Here is a 15234-nt window from a genome sequence, read left to right as displayed (position 1 = left end):
TGGCCGAGCTCTACTGCGCGGTATACCCCGCATCGACGGGCAAAGCCACGCCGGTGACGTAACTCGCGGCATCGCTACACAGCCACAGCACCGCCGCCGCAATCTCCTCCGGCCGCCCGAGCCGTCCCAACGGCACACCACTCGCGGCAGCGTCGGAATCGAGCTCTCCACCCGCGATCATCCGTTCGACCATCGGCGTACTGATGGTTCCGGGACACACCGCGTTGACGCGCACTCCATGCTGTCCGTATTGCAGCGCAACACTTTTGGTGGAACCGATGACGCCGTGCTTGGTTGCGTGATAGGTGGCACGACCAGCTCCGCCGACCAGACCACCGAGAGAGGAACAGTTCACGATGGCACCGGACCCCTGCTCACGCATCTGTACGAGTTCGTGCTTCATCGACGCCCACACACCCCGTAGGTTCACGGCAACGATCTTGTCGAAGGCGTCGGCAGTTTCGTCTGCGGAATCGACGGGCGGCAGCATGATTCCGGCATTGTTAAAGGCCATATCCACAGTGCCGAAAGCCTCGACGGTGGCCTGGACTGCCGCGGCAACCTGATCCTCGTCGGAGACGTTGCACTGCAACGCAATCGCCGTGGAACCGTTGGCGTTCAACTCGTCTGCGAGGTGCCGTGCAGCGTCCCCGTCGAGGTCGACAATGGCAACTTGGGCACCGGCTTCGGCGAACGCGCGGGCAGTTGCCGCGCCCATTCCGGCGCTGGCACCGGTGACGAATGCGGTCTTGCCGGTGAAGTCGTACGTGACGGTCATGAGGGTGTTTTCCTTCAGGTCGATCCAATTGTGCCGCAGGTCGAGTCCGGTGTGCTGCGCGAGAGCAGCGAGCAGTTCGTTCTGGAATCGTTCGTCGTGCACCGCGGGGTGGCACCGCGGCCATGAGCGTGGCGGTCAGCAGCTTGCTGTCCGAATACTAAGCCGTTTCGTTGGATCCGGACCAGGCCCGACGCGTCATATCCCATCTGGCCGACGGAGCCGTCTGGTCGTTGGAATATATGTGCCGATTGCACAGTGAGCTACTCCGAACGGGAAACGGTCACCGTCACATCGCCGTCGATGGAACCGACAGTGTCCGAACCTGTTCGGTCCATGCTGCCAAGAATGACGATGCCTGGGAACTCGCTTTGATCACCGTAGTAGAGGACGAAGTCGTTACCCGGTGCGTAGTAGCCGATGTCTCCCGGGTTCGGGTCTGCACTGCCCGGCGCTCCGTCGGTCGACAACTCTGCCGGCAGCCGCCCAGTCTTCTCGACCGAACCGTGGTCGGAGAGATTCAGCGTCAGCGGGAGTTGGGCCGCGAGGTCACGGCTGGCCGCGGTGTCGTTCAACGTTCCGACGACGATCCGTTCACCGACCTGGATGTCAATCTGCATGGCTTCTCCGTTCTCGACCTGCTCGTTCGCAGCGTCGACCGTGGCGGGGACACTTGCACTGGTGACATTCGGGATCATGACGCTCGCGCTGGTGGAGCTGGACCTTTCAGCCGTCGACTCCGAGGCGGTTCCGGCGGAACAGGCCGCCAGCGCGAGAACCGAGGACGCCGCGACCAGACCGGAAAGGACTCGGCTTCGCACGGCCGATGCCGTCACGACGCGGACTGTCGTTCGTAGGTCACCCGAAACCCCTCGGCGGGATCGCTCGGTGTCAGCACCAGGGTGTCACCGTCGACCTCGTAGTTTCGCTCGAACGTCTGCCCGATCAGGTCCCGCGCTGCCGCTGATTCCACTGTGACGGTGAGGGTTCCGGCATCAGCGTTGGTGGTGAGGTCACCGAAGTACGCCTCGTATCCCTGGACCGTCAAGGGGGTGTCCGGTGCGGACGTGTCCGGGTTCATCGCCTGTACCGACATCGTCTCGTCCGTGAAGATGACCTGCCCTGAATACGGTGTGGGCGTCAGATCGCCCTCTGTTCCGACCTCGAGCGAGGTCATCCGCCACTCGCCGGTCAGACCGTCACTACCTGCCTGGTCCGATGCTTGCGAGCAGGCGGCGGTCGTGATCAACAGTCCGACTGCTGCGACCCCGGAGATCAAGAGTTTCTTCACCGTGCTTACCTCTTTGCGTTTCCGGTTGGATTAGATATGAGGTGTTCGGACGAACCGGACAGTGGGATCCCATGTCGGGGAACCCTCCCGTCCTGGACGAGACCGATTCGATCGTCGGAGCCCGCTGCGATCAGCGGCCCTCGTACTGCTCATCGGTGATGTGCTCGGCCCACGTCGTCGTGGTGGACGGATCCTCACCGTTCTGAAGCATCGCGATGTGCTCCATGTACACGCCGGGAGCTGCTGCGTGCCAATGCTCTTCGCCGGGAGGGGTGTAGAGGGTCTGGCCTGAGTGAACCTCGATGATCGTGCCGTCGCGGCTTCCGAATCGCGCGATTCCCTGCGTGACACGCAGGTATTGTCCGTTCTCGTGTGAATGCCAGGCCGTGCGAGCGCCGGGTGCAAATCGAACGGTCGCAACGACCATCGTCTGATTCGCTTCGTGCGGCATCGCGATCGGGTCCAGCCACACATCGCCGGCGAATTGCTCGGCGGGGTTCTTGGTGGTGGGAACTGCGGATTCGATGTTCATCGATGGCCTACTTTCTGTCGTATACCTACCCAAGAGGGGCTGAACCTCAGGACGCGTTCGAGCTGCCATTCCCACCGAAGAGCTTCTTGGCCAGGCCCATTGCCGCCATACCCTTGGGCCAGCCCGCGTACAGCGTCACGTGCGTCAACGTCTCGATCAATTCGCTCTGCGTCACGCCGTTCTCGATCGCGCGGCCGAGGTGGAACTCGAGCTGCGCGGTGTCGCCTCCCGCCGCGAGTACGGCCACGGTGACCAGACTCCTGTCACGGGCGGCGAGCTGGGGCCTGTTCCACACATCCGCGAAAAGGACGTCGTCGGTGAGCTCAGCGAGCTTCGGAGCGAAATCTCCGAACATCGACCGCCCACCTCCTACCTGCCTGGGTTGATCGGTCATCACACAGTCCTCTTCTCGCATCGGATCGCTCGCGCCCAGCGCGACTCACATCGACCAGTCAATCGCCAAAACCCTGTGCCGGGGAGTCACTGTCGAGGGGTGCACCAGCAGGGCACCTCTTGCCGATACGAACGATTCGATCCCGGCGGTCGGCCTCGCTGGGCTCAGGACCTGCCCCTGACCTGGGCACTGCCCCCGGACGTCGGCAGCTACCTCGCCGCTCGATCTTCGATGCCCACTGCCTTGCGTCGGTTCTCGCGGCGGCACCTGTCGACATGTAGGTCATCGAGTAGACGGCCGAGCGGTGCAGCCATCGTTTCCACGGGGTGACTGCGGACTGAACAACACCCTCGAACCTCTCGAGGTGGGCACCACCGAACACCAGAACCGTCTCGACACCGCAGGAATTACCCATATCTTCTCGCGCTCGTCCGTCGTCCCAGTGCCGATACTGCTCGAGCACCTGCCACGGAATGCCTACGAATGCTGGCCACGTTCGGTTCTGAGCGGTCAAAAAGATGAGTAAGTGATGACTGGAGCATCCACAGATGTCCATCGGCTACCCGGCGGCGCGACCCGGCAGACAATTCGAAGGTCAGCGGCATGGCTGCCGGAACTTGACTCCCTGTATTCGCGATTATGAGTCAAGTCTCCGAAACGCCTTACGCGCTTGAGAACCCGCAGGTCAGGGAGTTGTCCATTGTCTCGAAGCTTGCGGTCGCCTACACGTACCCGGACCACAAAAAATGCCCCTGAACAGCGATTACGCTGTTCAGGGGCACTTGGTGTGCGCCATCAGGGATTCGAACCCCGGACCCGCTGTACAAGAGATGACAATTCAAGTGGATGCAGTCACGTCCATCATCGGCCCGTTGAGCTGGGTGTTCGGCGAATCGAGTGACCACCTGTGTCCGTCTGTGTTCATGCGAGTTCGACCCAAAGTTATGAGTAAAAGATGACCTTCAGCAACCCGCTCCCAGTCCACTGACGTCCCGCAAGATCTTGCACCGTCTAAACGGACCGCCGTGGATATTCGACTCCACCATGTTTCAAAGTGATGAGTTCGGAACCTTCTGAAACTACGTACTTCGGGACTACCTACTGAACCGCACGGACCGATAACTCGCACATTTGCGACGCGACATAGTGCCGATAGCAAAGAGACCGAGTCAGCTGCATGAGCTGCGGGCGATAGATCACCCTCTCCTGGAGGCGACACCAACTACTACACGCCCGGTAGTATGAAGGTGGCGGTAAACGTCGATGCGCGCATTTGCCGCGGGCAGGGGCCAATCGACGGGAGTAGCTGCATAACCCCACGACACTGTCGCCGTCGGCTCGAAGGGGGGATCCACCATGAAGTCCACAGCGTCAGACCCGCTCCTACTCGGACACGGGACGGTGTACAAACCGCAGCACGACTCGCACATGCTTGCCGAAGCCGTGTTTGCCCGCGGCATTCCGAACAACTCACGGGTACTGGACCTGTGTACGGGGTCTGGAATTCAAGCCCTGACGGCCGCGACGCTCGGGGCTCATCGAGTACTGGCAGTGGACATCTCACCGGCAGCCGTCGAATCGACGAGGGCTGCCGCGCGGCGACTCGGCCTCGATATCGAAGCGCGTCAGGGCGACCTCTCCGTCGCACTGACACACGGCCCCTACGACGTCGTACTGTGCAATCCCCCGTATGTACCGAGTGCGCACCTACCACCCACCGAAGACCCCTCGGTGGCGTGGGATGCAGGGGTGGACGGGCGAGCGTTCCTGGATCCACTGTGTCGTGCGGCTCCAGACCTACTGTCCGACAACGGGTTCCTCCTACTGGTCCATTCCGAACACGCTGACGTTCCGAAGTCGCTTGCGATGATGGAGGAAGGAGGCTTGACAGCATCGATCGTGGCCAGGCAAACCATCGGATTCGGACCGGTCTTGCTAGCGCGCGCCGCGTGGCTGGAGGCCAACGGCCTCATCGTGCCAGGATGCCAGATCGAAGAGTTGGCAGTGATATTGGCCCAGAAAAACATTGGTACCTAATTCGTCCCCTCGAGCGAACATGACTCACCCTGCGACGTCCGTCGCCGCCGCTGTCGACGGGCAACCGGCCCTGAGCACCAGAGCGAGTGGTCTCGTCACTGCAGGGCGGCGGCGAGGTCCGTCAGTGCAGCGGTCTCCGCGCCAGGGTCGGGGGTGCTCGACCGGATTGCGGTGAGCACTACGTCGATACGCGAGTCGAGCGCTGTCCACCCCGCAGCGTCGAGCGGCTGCAACGCGGGTTGATCGTCGTCCCAGGTGGTTTCGAGCTTCTTCGCAGCAGTTTTCGCCTCGTCCTGCTGACCGGACCGAACTGCCCAGGCAGTGTCGTCGACGATCGCGCGGAGCTCGGTGACCTGCTGCGGCGGGAACTTCGCGATCGCCTCCCCCGGCGCGAGATCGGTGATCGCAGCCCCCGAACCCTCCGCCTCACTTACCGGCGCTGTATGTGGCTGCGCAGACGCCCACGACAGAAGCCCCGCCGTGGCAACCGCGACTGCCGCGAAATAGACCAGCATCGCGCGCTCACGGCGCGCGTCTGTGGCGACCGGTTCGGGCTCGACACGGTGGTTCCCGATCACGTCTCGTTTCGTTCGCGTCAGATACAGCACCGTAGCCAGGATCGCGACCAGGAACACCACACTGGTGACGAATGTGCCCAGCCCGAGACCGTGCTCAGTGGCCGGTTGGGCGAACCAGTCACCGAGATTCGCCCCCAGCGGACGGGTGAGGATATAGGCCAACCAGAACGCCAACACCGCGTTCGCGCCGAGCCGCCAACCGGCGACGACCGCCACGATCAAGCCGGCGGGCAGAAGTACCGACGTGCCCGGGCCCCACCCGGTGATACTCAGCGTCCAATCGCCCGCCGCGGTCCCGAGCGCGAACGTCACCAGAATCGCCAACCAGTAGAACAGCTCTCGGGGCACAGTGACGATGCTGTGAATCGACAGGGTCCGCTCCCGCACGAACCACACCCCGAACACCACCGCCAACAACGCGGCGAACACCGACATACTCACCGCCAACGGAACACCGCGACTGTCGGTGAGGATGTCGGTGTACAGCGTTCCCGTGACACTGAGCACCACCACCGTCAGCCAGTACACGGCAGGCACGTACTTCGACAGCAAGATCTGAACCGCAAGCACCGCAACGAGAATCGCGGTGAACAATCCCGCCGTCGCGGTCAGTCCGACACCGAGGGTCATGTTCACCCAGTCCGCGACACTCTCCCCCACTGTGGTGCACAGGATCTTCACGACCCAGAACCAGACCGTGATTTCGGGGACCTTGCTCAGCGCCCGGTGGTGAACCGTCAGATGCTCGGAATCGGTGACATCGCTCATGAACCGGGACCGTACCCACGTGTTGCTGAAGGTCCGCTGAGGATCACCCACCGTGGATGCCGACCTCGCCGAACCACGCGTCTACGGCCCCCGGCGAACCGATCCCCGCGCGACCAGTTCCACGGTCAGCGCGACGGCGATGGTCTGCGCAAGCAACAACCCGGCGAGCACCAAAATCTGTACAGCCCCCGCCTGCAAGGCCGAACCACTGGCCAGCAACACGCCCACGAACGCACCCGGCAACGTCACCAACCCCACCGTCCGTGTCTGATCCAGGCCCGGCAGCAGCGCGTCGTTCGCGGTGGGCCGCACCACCTCCACGCGCGCATCACGTTCGGTCATTCCGAGGCTCAGTGCCGCCTCCACTTCTCCGTGCCTGTCGGTCAACGCGGCCAGTGCGCGGCGCGCGGACAGTGATGTTGCGGTCATCGTCCCGCCCAGGATGATTCCGCCGACCGGCACAATCGAGATGCCCTGCGCCGGAACGACACCGGTGAGCAAGCACAACGGGACCACGATCCCGACACCCACCGCCAGGGGAACCACGAGCCAGATACCGGACCTCCCCGACTCCGAACGCCGAATCGACGTGAACGCCGCAGCCCCGAACATCACCAGCAGCACCAGCAACGACGACCACAGATGCTCGAGCGCCGCAGCGAGAATCAACGAAATCGCCGCCAATTGAACGAAGCCGCGCAGAGCAGCAGCCGGAGCGGTGATCATTCGACCGATCGACGAGACCCGATAGATGACCGCAGCGAGCGTCACCATCACGCAACAGAGAACCACGAGCGGCAGACCAGGCTGGGCCAAGGAAGAACTCACCGGTCGAGTATGTGGCGTGGCCTGCATCAGTCTCAGACCAGGTCGAGGACAGAACCACTCTCAGCGCTTCTTCAGCGGCCGGTGGGCACCATGAAGCCATGTCCATCCAGCGGTCGACGTACGCCGAACAACACGTGGTCACGCAGGGTGTTCTCTGGACGTTCGCACCCGAGTTGCAGCGAACGAACAGCGTCGTCCCAGGAAGCTCCCACACTCTGGATCTCGAGCCCCTCGACCACGCGGGCAGACCTCGGAAAGGCCTCACATGATTACACCGGAATCCGGCTTCCGCAGAGCACGTATCGCTACTGCGGCAGTGGCAGGAGTCGGGGTCGCCGTCGTGATCGGAACCTCGGCACTGGCATTCCTCGATACTCAGAACACCGATACAGCCAACGCAGCGAGCGTCTCGGAAACGACTTCGACAACGCAGTCGGACAATGGGACCACCTCGTCCCCGAACCCGTTCGGTACCTCGCCGCGCGTCTCATCGGGATCCGGAACACCACACAGCACGACCCACGGCTCATGACTGTCGTCGCCGAGAAGAACTCGATAGCCGAGTCCCGCTGGCAGATGTGGAGCACCGACGTTCATCTTGTCGTGACCGACCCGAGGTCGCTCGAGGCCGCGGAGTCGCTGGTGCGCAGCGAACTCGACGCGGTCGACCACGCATGCAGCAGGTTCCGGCCCGATTCCGAAATCATGAACCTGACGGGATCACATGTCCGACCCGCCCCCGTCAGTGCCGTACTCGCCGACCTCGTGCTCGCGTCGCTGCACGCAGCCGACATCACCGACGGTGCAGTGGACCCGACGCTCGGCTCAGCGATGATCGACCTGGGTTACGACAGGGACTTCTCACTGCTCGAACCACCCACCGGGGGTTACTCCGCAACCGTCTCCGTCGTACGCCGCGCCGACTGGACAATGGTGACCCTGCACGACGGCATGCTCACGGTTCCGGAGGGTGTTGTTCTCGATCTGGGAGCGACCGCGAAAGCGCTGGCAGCCGACCGCTGTGCCGCACTCGTCGCGTCCGAACTGGGCTGCGGAGTTCTCGTGTCTATCGGAGGTGACATCTCGACGAGCGGTCCGCCGCCGAGCACGGGATGGCAGATTCGAGTGGCCGACGGTGACAACCAACCTTCGACGAACGTCACCATCGGGTCCGGCGTCGGAGTTGCCACGTCGAGCACCCAGCGGAGGCGATGGTCGAAAGGCGGAAAGACTGCACATCACATCCTCGATCCGCAGCTCTTGGTCCCCGTCGAACCACACTGGCGCACAGTCACTGTCGCCGCACAGAGCTGTTTTCTGGCCAACACGGCCAGTACCGCCGCCGTCGTGAAAGGTTCGGCCGCCGTGCGATGGTTGAGAGACATCGGCCTTCCCGCGCGAATGATCGATGCCGACGGTGACACGACAGTGACACCCGGATGGCTCGAGAAGAGTTCCCACAGTGGACATCCGAACACCGAGGAGGACTGATGGATCAAGCACTGTGGGCACTCGGACGGGGAACCGGCATCGCGGCGTTGTTGATACTCACCCTCTCCATGGCATCGGGAACGGTGACGCGATCGGGGCGACCGATTCTTACGTTGCCACGATTCGGCGTCGTGGAACTCCACAAGAACACATCTCTACTGGGGTCGCTGCTCATCGTGATTCATGTGGGTGCACTGCTTTTCGATCCCTACGCACAGCTGAACGTCGTCGACTCAGTGGTCCCGTTTCTCGGGCGCTACCGGCCGTTCTGGCTCGGGCTCGGCACCCTCACCGTAGATCTGATCATCGTTGTCGTCGCCACTGCTCTGCTGAGGCACCGATTGGGGCACAGAACATTTCGGGTCGTTCACTGGTCGGCGTATGCCTTGTGGCCGATTGCCCTCGCTCACGCCCTGGGGAACGGAACGGACGTCGGACACGCATGGTTCCTTTCCATTGCTGCAGGGTGCGCGGTACTGGTGACGGCAGCGACGACGTTCCGGCTCCGCCACGATTTTCTCGAATTCCACCACTCCAGAGCAGGAGCACAGCAATGACGACCTCCAGCCTCACTCACATTTTGTCCGGTGCCGGGTTCGACCTCGACCGACATGCGCACACGTTCGGGCCGGTGCCTGCCGGCGACGATTCGGTCATCACGGCTATCTCACGTTCCGGCCTGGCCGGGCGCGGTGGCGCAGGTTTTTCTACCGGGGCGAAGATGGCCGCCATCACCGGTCGCCGACCCGTAGTGATTGCGAACGGATCCGAGGGGGAACCGATGAGCAGCAAAGACGCTGTCCTACTATCCGATTCACCACACCTCGTTCTCGACGGCCTGGCGATCGCCGCGGAAGCAGTGGGTGCGACCGACGCATTCCTTGTCGTACCGGCCCCGAATACCGACCGGTTGCGCAGCGCCATCACCGAACGGCGACACAGTGGTTGGGATCGCACCGACGTCCACGTCGTCGTGTCCGCCGGACGCTTCGTCTCCGGGGAGAAGACGGCTCTGATCGCGGCGGTCGAGGGCAAGCCACCGATTCCGCGGTCCTCACTGGCATCGTCGTCGAAATCGGGAATGAAGGGACGTCCGACTCTCGTGCACAATGTCGAAACTCTCGCGCACGTCGCCACCGTTGCGCGATTCGGCGTCGACTGGTTCCGATCGTCAGGAACTACGAGCGAACCTGGAACGATGCTCGTGACGTTGTCCGGCGCAGTGAACAACCCCGGCGTTGTCGAGGTACCGATCGGAAGCCCACTCGAGTGGGTTGTCGGCGATATCGGACGAGCGGACATGGACAACACTCGCGCCGTGCTGGTCGGCGGTTATCACGGAACCTGGATCAACCGAGCGGACCTCGCAGGGCGACGCCTCTCGAGAGAATCTCTCGCCGCGATAGGCGCTAGTCCGGGAGCGGGGGTGGTACACGCGCTGGCAGTCGACACCTGCGGTCTTCGTGCCACGGCCGACATAGTCGACTACCTTGCACGGGAAAGCGCTGGGCAATGCGGGCCCTGCCTGAACGGGCTTCCCCGGCTGGCGTCGGAATTCGCCGACCTCGCCTACCACCGTCCCGGTGAACAGACGATCCACGAGATCCGCCGCTATGCCGGACTCGTCGACGGGCGCGGTGCATGCCACCATCCCGACGGAACCGTACGGCTCGTCCTGTCGGCCTTGACCGCATTCGCCGACGACGTGCGCATGCACAGCACCGGCCACTGCGAGGCAACAGCGCGACTGCGGAGAACCTGGTGAAACTCGACAGAACTTCAGAGTCCAGGCTTCACATCGACTGGACGCGCTGCGACGGCCGGGGCCTGTGCACCGAACTGCTCCCCGAGATCCTGTCCCGCGACGAGTGGGGATATCCGCTGTCTGCAACTCCTGATCCGACCGTCCCCTCGAGATCTCTGGGTAATGCGCTCAAGGCCGTCGACCTGTGTCCGCGGATGGCATTGGCGTTGCACTCACCGGACCGAACGAGATCGTAGAGCCATCTCGGCGATATCAGGTGAGTTCCTTCGATCCGCTGGGCTGATGCGTCGGAATTCTGATCTCGAAGCGTGCTCCTCCGAGCGGGGAACGGGAAACCGTCACCGAGCCTGTGTGGGCGGCGGCGGTGCCGGCGACGATGGCCAATCCGAGACCGGCACCGCCTTCGTCGCGTGTGCGGGATGCATCCAACCGTACGAACCGATCGAAGACTCGTTCACGCTGTTGTTCGGGGATCCCCGGGCCGTCGTCATCGATCACGATGACGGCGGACCCTCCGGACGGTGTGCAGGACAATTCGATTCGAGTGACGGCGTGCCGAACAGCATTGTCGACAACGTTGCGCACCATTCTCGCCAACGCGGGTTGATCTCCGGTTACCCGGACCGGAACGATCGACGTTCCCACAGTCAGATCCGTCATTGCGTCGATCCGTTTGCCTTCCCCGTACAGCACATCGTCGAGGTCGACGTCGACCGCGCCGAGCGGTGATTGCTTCTCGTCCGAACGAGCAAGCAGGAGAAGGTCTTCGATCAGCCGGCGCATCCGACGCGCTTCGGGCAACAACGATTCGTCGATCAGCGAGGCATCGATCAGCTCCGGCCTTGCTGCGGCGAGCTCGAGAGCGGCAGTAATGGTTGACAGCGGGCTACGAAGCTCGTGGGAGGCATCGCTGACGAATCGTTGTTGCGCGCGTTGTCCGGCCTGGAGCCGCTCGAGCATCCGATTCATCGTCACTGCGAGTCGCGCGATCTCGTCGCGGGATTGTGGCACCGGGATACGTTCTCCCAGATCTTTGTTCGAGATCGAGGCGACGCGGGTGCGTATGCGTTCGACGGGGCTCAACGCCGCACCGACGAGACGGTATGTCGCCAGCGCGACCAAAGCGACCACTACCGGACCGACGATGGCGAGCAGAATCGCGACTGTGGACACCACTTTTTCCACTGGCTCACGGTCGGCCCCGACCAGTACCGTCACCGGCCCGGCCGCCGTCTCCGCGCCGCGAGCTGTGACCCAGAAGTCACCGTCTTCGGCCTGTTCGATGCGTCCGAGATCCCTAGTGGTCGAGGGTGCGACCTCGACCGTGGACAATGGACGTCCGCCATCCGCCCGCGAGGAGGCCGTTACCGCCCCGCTCCCGTCGACGACCTGCACTATGCCGATCTGGCCGTCTGTTGCCAATGACGACTCGTCGATTTGCGCGGGACGATCGGTCTCGAGTTGCTCGCTGACCTGTACGGCCCGGGTGTCAGCGGCCGTGCGAGCGGAGGATTCGAGTGAGCTGTAGAGGATACCGATCAATGCGCCACCCGCCGCGATCAGGCACACGGCCAGGACCACGGTCGAGGCGACCGCGGATCGCACCCGCACCGTCCACGATCGTGGCCGCAAAGTGTCCACGGAGGTACCGATAGCTCTCATGGCGCTCAGTCTCCTGCCAGCCGGTATCCGACCCCGCGGATCGTCTCGATGCTCTTGCGCCCGAAAGGCTGATCGACCTTCTTCCGGAGATACCCGATGTAGACCTCGACGATGTTCTCGTCCCCGTCGTAGTTGACGTCCCACACCGACCGGACGATCTCGGACTTGGTGACCACGACGCCGCTGCGCCGCATCAGGAATTCGAGCACGCTGTACTCACGCGGGGTCAGCGCCAGTTCCGTTCCGCCCCTGGTGACACGGTGACGTGCGGGATCCAACTCGAGATCGCCGGCTGCGAGCACGGAAGGGCGTTCGGGAGCGCCCCGTCGGACCAGGGCGCGTAGGCGAGCAACCAAGACCACGAAGGAAAACGGTTTGACCAGATAGTCGTCCGCGCCGAGATCGAACGCGTCGGCCAGATCGTATTCACCGTCCTTGGCCGAGAGCATCAGAATCGGCGTCCACACGCCCTGCGCGCGGAGATCGCGCACGATGTCGTACCCATGTCTGCCCGGCAGCATGATATCGAGAACAAGAACGTCGAACTCCCCGCTCGCGGCACTGTGGAACCCGTTGTCACCGTCGTGCTCGACCTCCACGGTGAACCCATCGGCTACCAAACCGCGGCGGACCATCTCCGCCAGACGCACTTCGTCCTCGACCACCAGAACCCGCATCGACAACTCCGTCCGTATATGTGACGCAAGTACAACAGACCCACTCAGGCACCGACGAGCCGCTCTCAGCGGTTCTTCAGGAGCTGCTCTACACACTGATCGGCGTGCTCCTCTCCTCATCGATGTCCGCCGTTCACGCAACAGCCACCGAAGTGCTCACCGAAGCCGCCACCGCCGACGTCGAAATCGCCGGGTTGGTGATCGCAGTTGGCCTCCTCGGTGCCGGGATCATGCTCCGCATCCGATCCGACCGGACCGGAGCGACGATCCTCGGCACGCTCGGCTTCGCTTTCGCAGTGGTGGTGCTCGCCGTCGCAGTCCACACCAACGGATGGCTGACCAAGTCCGACGCGCCTGTCGCGGCCTGGTTCGTCGATCACCGAACGCACGCGCTCGATGATCTGGCCCTTGCCGTCACCACAGCGGGTGGACCCGCCGAGACCGCCGCGTTGGGCCTCGTGGTCGCGGTGCTTATCGTGTGGAGAACCACACACTACGGCCCGGCACTGGTGATGCTGGCGACCGTCGCCTCGGCGTCGATGTTGTGCACGATCGTGAAACTGATCGTCGGACGCGAGCGGCCGCCGCAGTCGACCCAATTGATGCTCGAAACCGATTTCTCCTTCCCGTCAGGGCACGTCACCGGGACCGCCGCCCTGTCACTGATGCTCGCCCTCCTCGCAGGCACGCGGCGATCGAGGGCGGTACGGACACTGTTCCTCGGAATCGCCGTCGCGATCGTCGTTGCCGTTGCGTGCACACGGATGTATCTCGGCGTCCACTGGCTCACCGACGTTGTCGCCGGCGCGCTCCTCGCAGCCTGCGCAGTCACCCTCGGCGGTTACGCACTGCATCGTGTCGACTCCGGCGGCACCACCGATGCGGCGCCACCTCGCCTGCTGATGAACAGGATCTCGCTGTGACATCGGGATTGACCGGCGGCGTCCTCGACCCGAGCACGCTCGTCGCGACATTCGGGTTGATCGGGCTGCTCGTCGCCTTGTTCGTCGAGACGGGTCTTCTGATCGGGTTCTTTCTCCCTGGCGACTCTCTGCTCTTCACCGCCGGAGTGCTCGTTGCGCAGGCCGATCCGTTCGTTCCATTGTGGGTGATCCTGGTGTCCGCACCGATCGCCGCCACACTCGGCGATCAATGCGGCTACTTGATCGGCCGCGCCGCCGGCCCTGCTGTCTTCGACCGACCCGGTGCCAAACGGCTCGGCCCTGCGCAGCTTGCCCGCGCGCAGTCGTTCTTCGACACCTACGGTGCCCGCACTGTCGTACTCGCCAGGTTCGTTCCCGTCGTCCGGACACTCGCACCCGTCATGGCGGGGGCGTCGGGCATGAGATACCGAACGTTCCTCGTTTACAACGTCATCGGAGGGATCGTCTGGGGTGCCGGCGTACCGATGCTCGGCTACCTACTCGGCGGAATCCCGTTCGTGCGCAACCACATCGAGGTCATCCTCATGGGGGTTGTCGTCCTGTCGATACTCCCGATCGCCGTCAACTACCTGCGCTCCCGTTCCAGAGCACGCAGAACAACACCTCGGCACGGGCACCGCCCCGACCCCGATACCAGTTCCGCCGCCCGGCACTGAACGAAGCTGGCAGCGAACACGCTTCGAGGCGACGCAGGCCGAAAACTCCCCCGCGGTCGCTGGGTCGGTCCTCTCCATCCGCTGACCACACCGGCAAACCGAAGCCCGCAAGTGCGGCCCATGGCCGGGCATCGGTGGCCCAAAGTGATGAGTAAGTGATGACCTTACGCTGTGGCCGCGCCCCGACGACGATCCGAAACCCGGAAATCAGCATGATGCGCACGTAACAGGCATGGAAGCATCGGCACCGACTCACTTGACTCCACGACACACAGTCTTGCGATTCGAGTCATCACCACCGCCGCGACATCGCACGCGACCTGGGAAATCACACCAAGATTCACTCATCACTTTGCCCGCAAAGTGATGAGTTGACCTGATCCGTCGAGGCAAAAAGATGACCCCTTGACCGGCATTTCCGCTGGTCAAGGGGTCATTCGTGTGCGCCATCAGGGATTCGAACCCCGGACCCGCTGATTAAGAGTCAGCTGCTCTAACCAACTGAGCTAATGGCGCCGATCCGCACCGCGTGTTCTCTGCGGTGCGGGAGAAACATTAACAGCAGATGCGGCCAGATGTGAAATCGGCTGGTCAAGGCACCTGTTGCGTCAGTTGAAGATCCTGCGAACCACGAGAACTGCTACCACTGCGCCGACTCCGAGCAGAGTGAACTTCACGGCCGGCTCGTTGAGCTTGGCCACCACCGTCTGCTTGGTGTTGGCGACGATGTTCTTGGGGCTGGCACGGACGCTCAGCTCGTCCAGCGTGCTGGCCAGCTGATTGCGAGCGGCCTCGATCTCGCGCTCGATTCGGTCGGTGTCCTTGGCCACGTGTCC

17 protein-coding genes and 1 tRNA gene are annotated in these 15234 nt (G+C 63.2%); 7 read left to right on the top strand and 11 right to left on the bottom strand.

The annotated features are described in order from the left end of the window. Window positions 1-10 precede the first annotated feature (10 nt). The 5 genes from CH275_RS13335 to CH275_RS13315 all read right to left on the bottom strand — a co-directional run bounded on the left by CH275_RS13335 (window position 11) and on the right by CH275_RS13315 (window position 2992). Window positions 11-880 carry an SDR family NAD(P)-dependent oxidoreductase gene (locus CH275_RS13335; RefSeq protein WP_238325070.1) on the bottom strand — a complete coding sequence of 290 codons (870 nt, stop codon included), beginning with the start codon at window positions 878-880 and terminating at the stop codon, window positions 11-13. 158 nt (window positions 881-1038) lie between these two features. Beyond that, window positions 1039-1611 (bottom strand): cyclophilin-like fold protein, encoded by a 573-nt coding sequence (locus CH275_RS13330; RefSeq protein WP_094678849.1) that lies wholly within the window; start codon window positions 1609-1611, stop codon window positions 1039-1041. Continuing rightward, window positions 1608-2066 carry a lipocalin-like domain-containing protein gene (locus tag CH275_RS13325; RefSeq protein WP_032406806.1) on the bottom strand — a complete coding sequence of 153 codons (459 nt, stop codon included), beginning with the start codon at window positions 2064-2066 and terminating at the stop codon, window positions 1608-1610. The genes CH275_RS13330 and CH275_RS13325 overlap by 4 nt, the downstream gene beginning before the upstream one ends. Before the next feature lie 130 nt (window positions 2067-2196). After that, a complete protein-coding gene (locus tag CH275_RS13320; protein WP_094678847.1) occupies window positions 2197-2598 on the bottom strand; it encodes a (R)-mandelonitrile lyase in 402 nt (133 codons plus the stop codon). A 46-nt stretch (window positions 2599-2644) separates the two neighbouring features. Further along, complete coding sequence (locus CH275_RS13315; protein WP_094679241.1) at window positions 2645-2992, bottom strand: carboxymuconolactone decarboxylase family protein; 348 nt, start codon at window positions 2990-2992, stop codon at window positions 2645-2647. A 1356-nt stretch (window positions 2993-4348) separates the two neighbouring features. Here CH275_RS13315 and CH275_RS13305 point away from each other — a divergent pair. Next, complete coding sequence (locus CH275_RS13305) at window positions 4349-5029, top strand: HemK2/MTQ2 family protein methyltransferase (RefSeq protein ID WP_094678843.1); 681 nt, start codon at window positions 4349-4351, stop codon at window positions 5027-5029. A gap of 95 nt (window positions 5030-5124) precedes the next feature. On the opposite strand, the gene CH275_RS13300 is transcribed toward CH275_RS13305, so the two are convergent. Beyond that, complete coding sequence (locus tag CH275_RS13300; RefSeq protein ID WP_032368483.1) at window positions 5125-6375, bottom strand: COG4705 family protein; 1251 nt, start codon at window positions 6373-6375, stop codon at window positions 5125-5127. 81 nt (window positions 6376-6456) lie between these two features. Next, the gene (locus CH275_RS13295) at window positions 6457-7203 is read right to left on the bottom strand and encodes an ABC transporter permease (protein ID WP_094678841.1); all 747 of its coding nucleotides are present in this window, start codon (window positions 7201-7203) and stop codon (window positions 6457-6459) included. A 528-nt stretch (window positions 7204-7731) separates the two neighbouring features. Between CH275_RS13295 and CH275_RS13285 the strand changes: the two genes are divergently transcribed. From CH275_RS13285 to CH275_RS13270, 4 genes are read left to right on the top strand one after another with little or no spacing between them, the layout of a single operon-like run. Beyond that, window positions 7732-8694 carry an FAD:protein FMN transferase gene (locus tag CH275_RS13285; RefSeq protein WP_094678839.1) on the top strand — a complete coding sequence of 321 codons (963 nt, stop codon included), beginning with the start codon at window positions 7732-7734 and terminating at the stop codon, window positions 8692-8694. After that, window positions 8694-9251 carry a ferric reductase-like transmembrane domain-containing protein gene (locus CH275_RS13280; protein ID WP_094678837.1) on the top strand — a complete coding sequence of 186 codons (558 nt, stop codon included), beginning with the start codon at window positions 8694-8696 and terminating at the stop codon, window positions 9249-9251. Before CH275_RS13285 ends, CH275_RS13280 begins: the two co-directional genes overlap by 1 nt. Continuing rightward, complete coding sequence (locus CH275_RS13275; protein ID WP_032379304.1) at window positions 9248-10459, top strand: NADH-ubiquinone oxidoreductase-F iron-sulfur binding region domain-containing protein; 1212 nt, start codon at window positions 9248-9250, stop codon at window positions 10457-10459. The genes CH275_RS13280 and CH275_RS13275 overlap by 4 nt, the downstream gene beginning before the upstream one ends. Beyond that, on the top strand, window positions 10456-10695 hold the full coding sequence (locus tag CH275_RS13270; RefSeq protein ID WP_094678835.1) for a ferredoxin: 240 nt from the start codon (window positions 10456-10458) through the stop codon (window positions 10693-10695). Before CH275_RS13275 ends, CH275_RS13270 begins: the two co-directional genes overlap by 4 nt. A 16-nt stretch (window positions 10696-10711) precedes the next feature. Here CH275_RS13270 and CH275_RS13265 read toward each other — a convergent pair whose 3' ends face one another. Continuing rightward, on the bottom strand, window positions 10712-12121 hold the full coding sequence (locus tag CH275_RS13265; protein ID WP_094678833.1) for a sensor histidine kinase: 1410 nt from the start codon (window positions 12119-12121) through the stop codon (window positions 10712-10714). A gap of 5 nt (window positions 12122-12126) precedes the next feature. After that, entirely contained in the window at window positions 12127-12798 is a 672-nt protein-coding gene (locus tag CH275_RS13260) for a response regulator transcription factor (protein ID WP_032379305.1), read from the bottom strand. A gap of 122 nt (window positions 12799-12920) precedes the next feature. Between CH275_RS13260 and CH275_RS13255 the strand changes: the two genes are divergently transcribed. Further along, a complete protein-coding gene (locus tag CH275_RS13255) occupies window positions 12921-13721 on the top strand; it encodes a phosphatase PAP2 family protein (protein ID WP_143546772.1) in 801 nt (266 codons plus the stop codon). After that, window positions 13718-14398, top strand: a complete 681-nt coding sequence (locus tag CH275_RS13250) for a DedA family protein (RefSeq protein ID WP_052074074.1) — start codon at window positions 13718-13720, stop codon at window positions 14396-14398. The genes CH275_RS13255 and CH275_RS13250 overlap by 4 nt, the downstream gene beginning before the upstream one ends. 442 nt (window positions 14399-14840) lie before the next feature. Here the strand turns inward: CH275_RS13250 and CH275_RS13245 are convergent. Next, window positions 14841-14914, bottom strand: a tRNA-Lys gene (locus CH275_RS13245). 92 nt (window positions 14915-15006) lie between these two features. After that, entirely contained in the window at window positions 15007-15228 is a 222-nt protein-coding gene (locus CH275_RS13240; RefSeq protein WP_027497653.1) for a DUF3618 domain-containing protein, read from the bottom strand. Window positions 15229-15234 lie beyond the last annotated feature (6 nt).

The organism is Rhodococcus sp. 06-235-1A, from assembly GCF_002258785.1.
Classification (GTDB): Bacteria; Actinomycetota; Actinomycetes; order Mycobacteriales; family Mycobacteriaceae; genus Rhodococcoides.
This window is presented reverse-complemented; position numbering and strand designations above follow the sequence as displayed.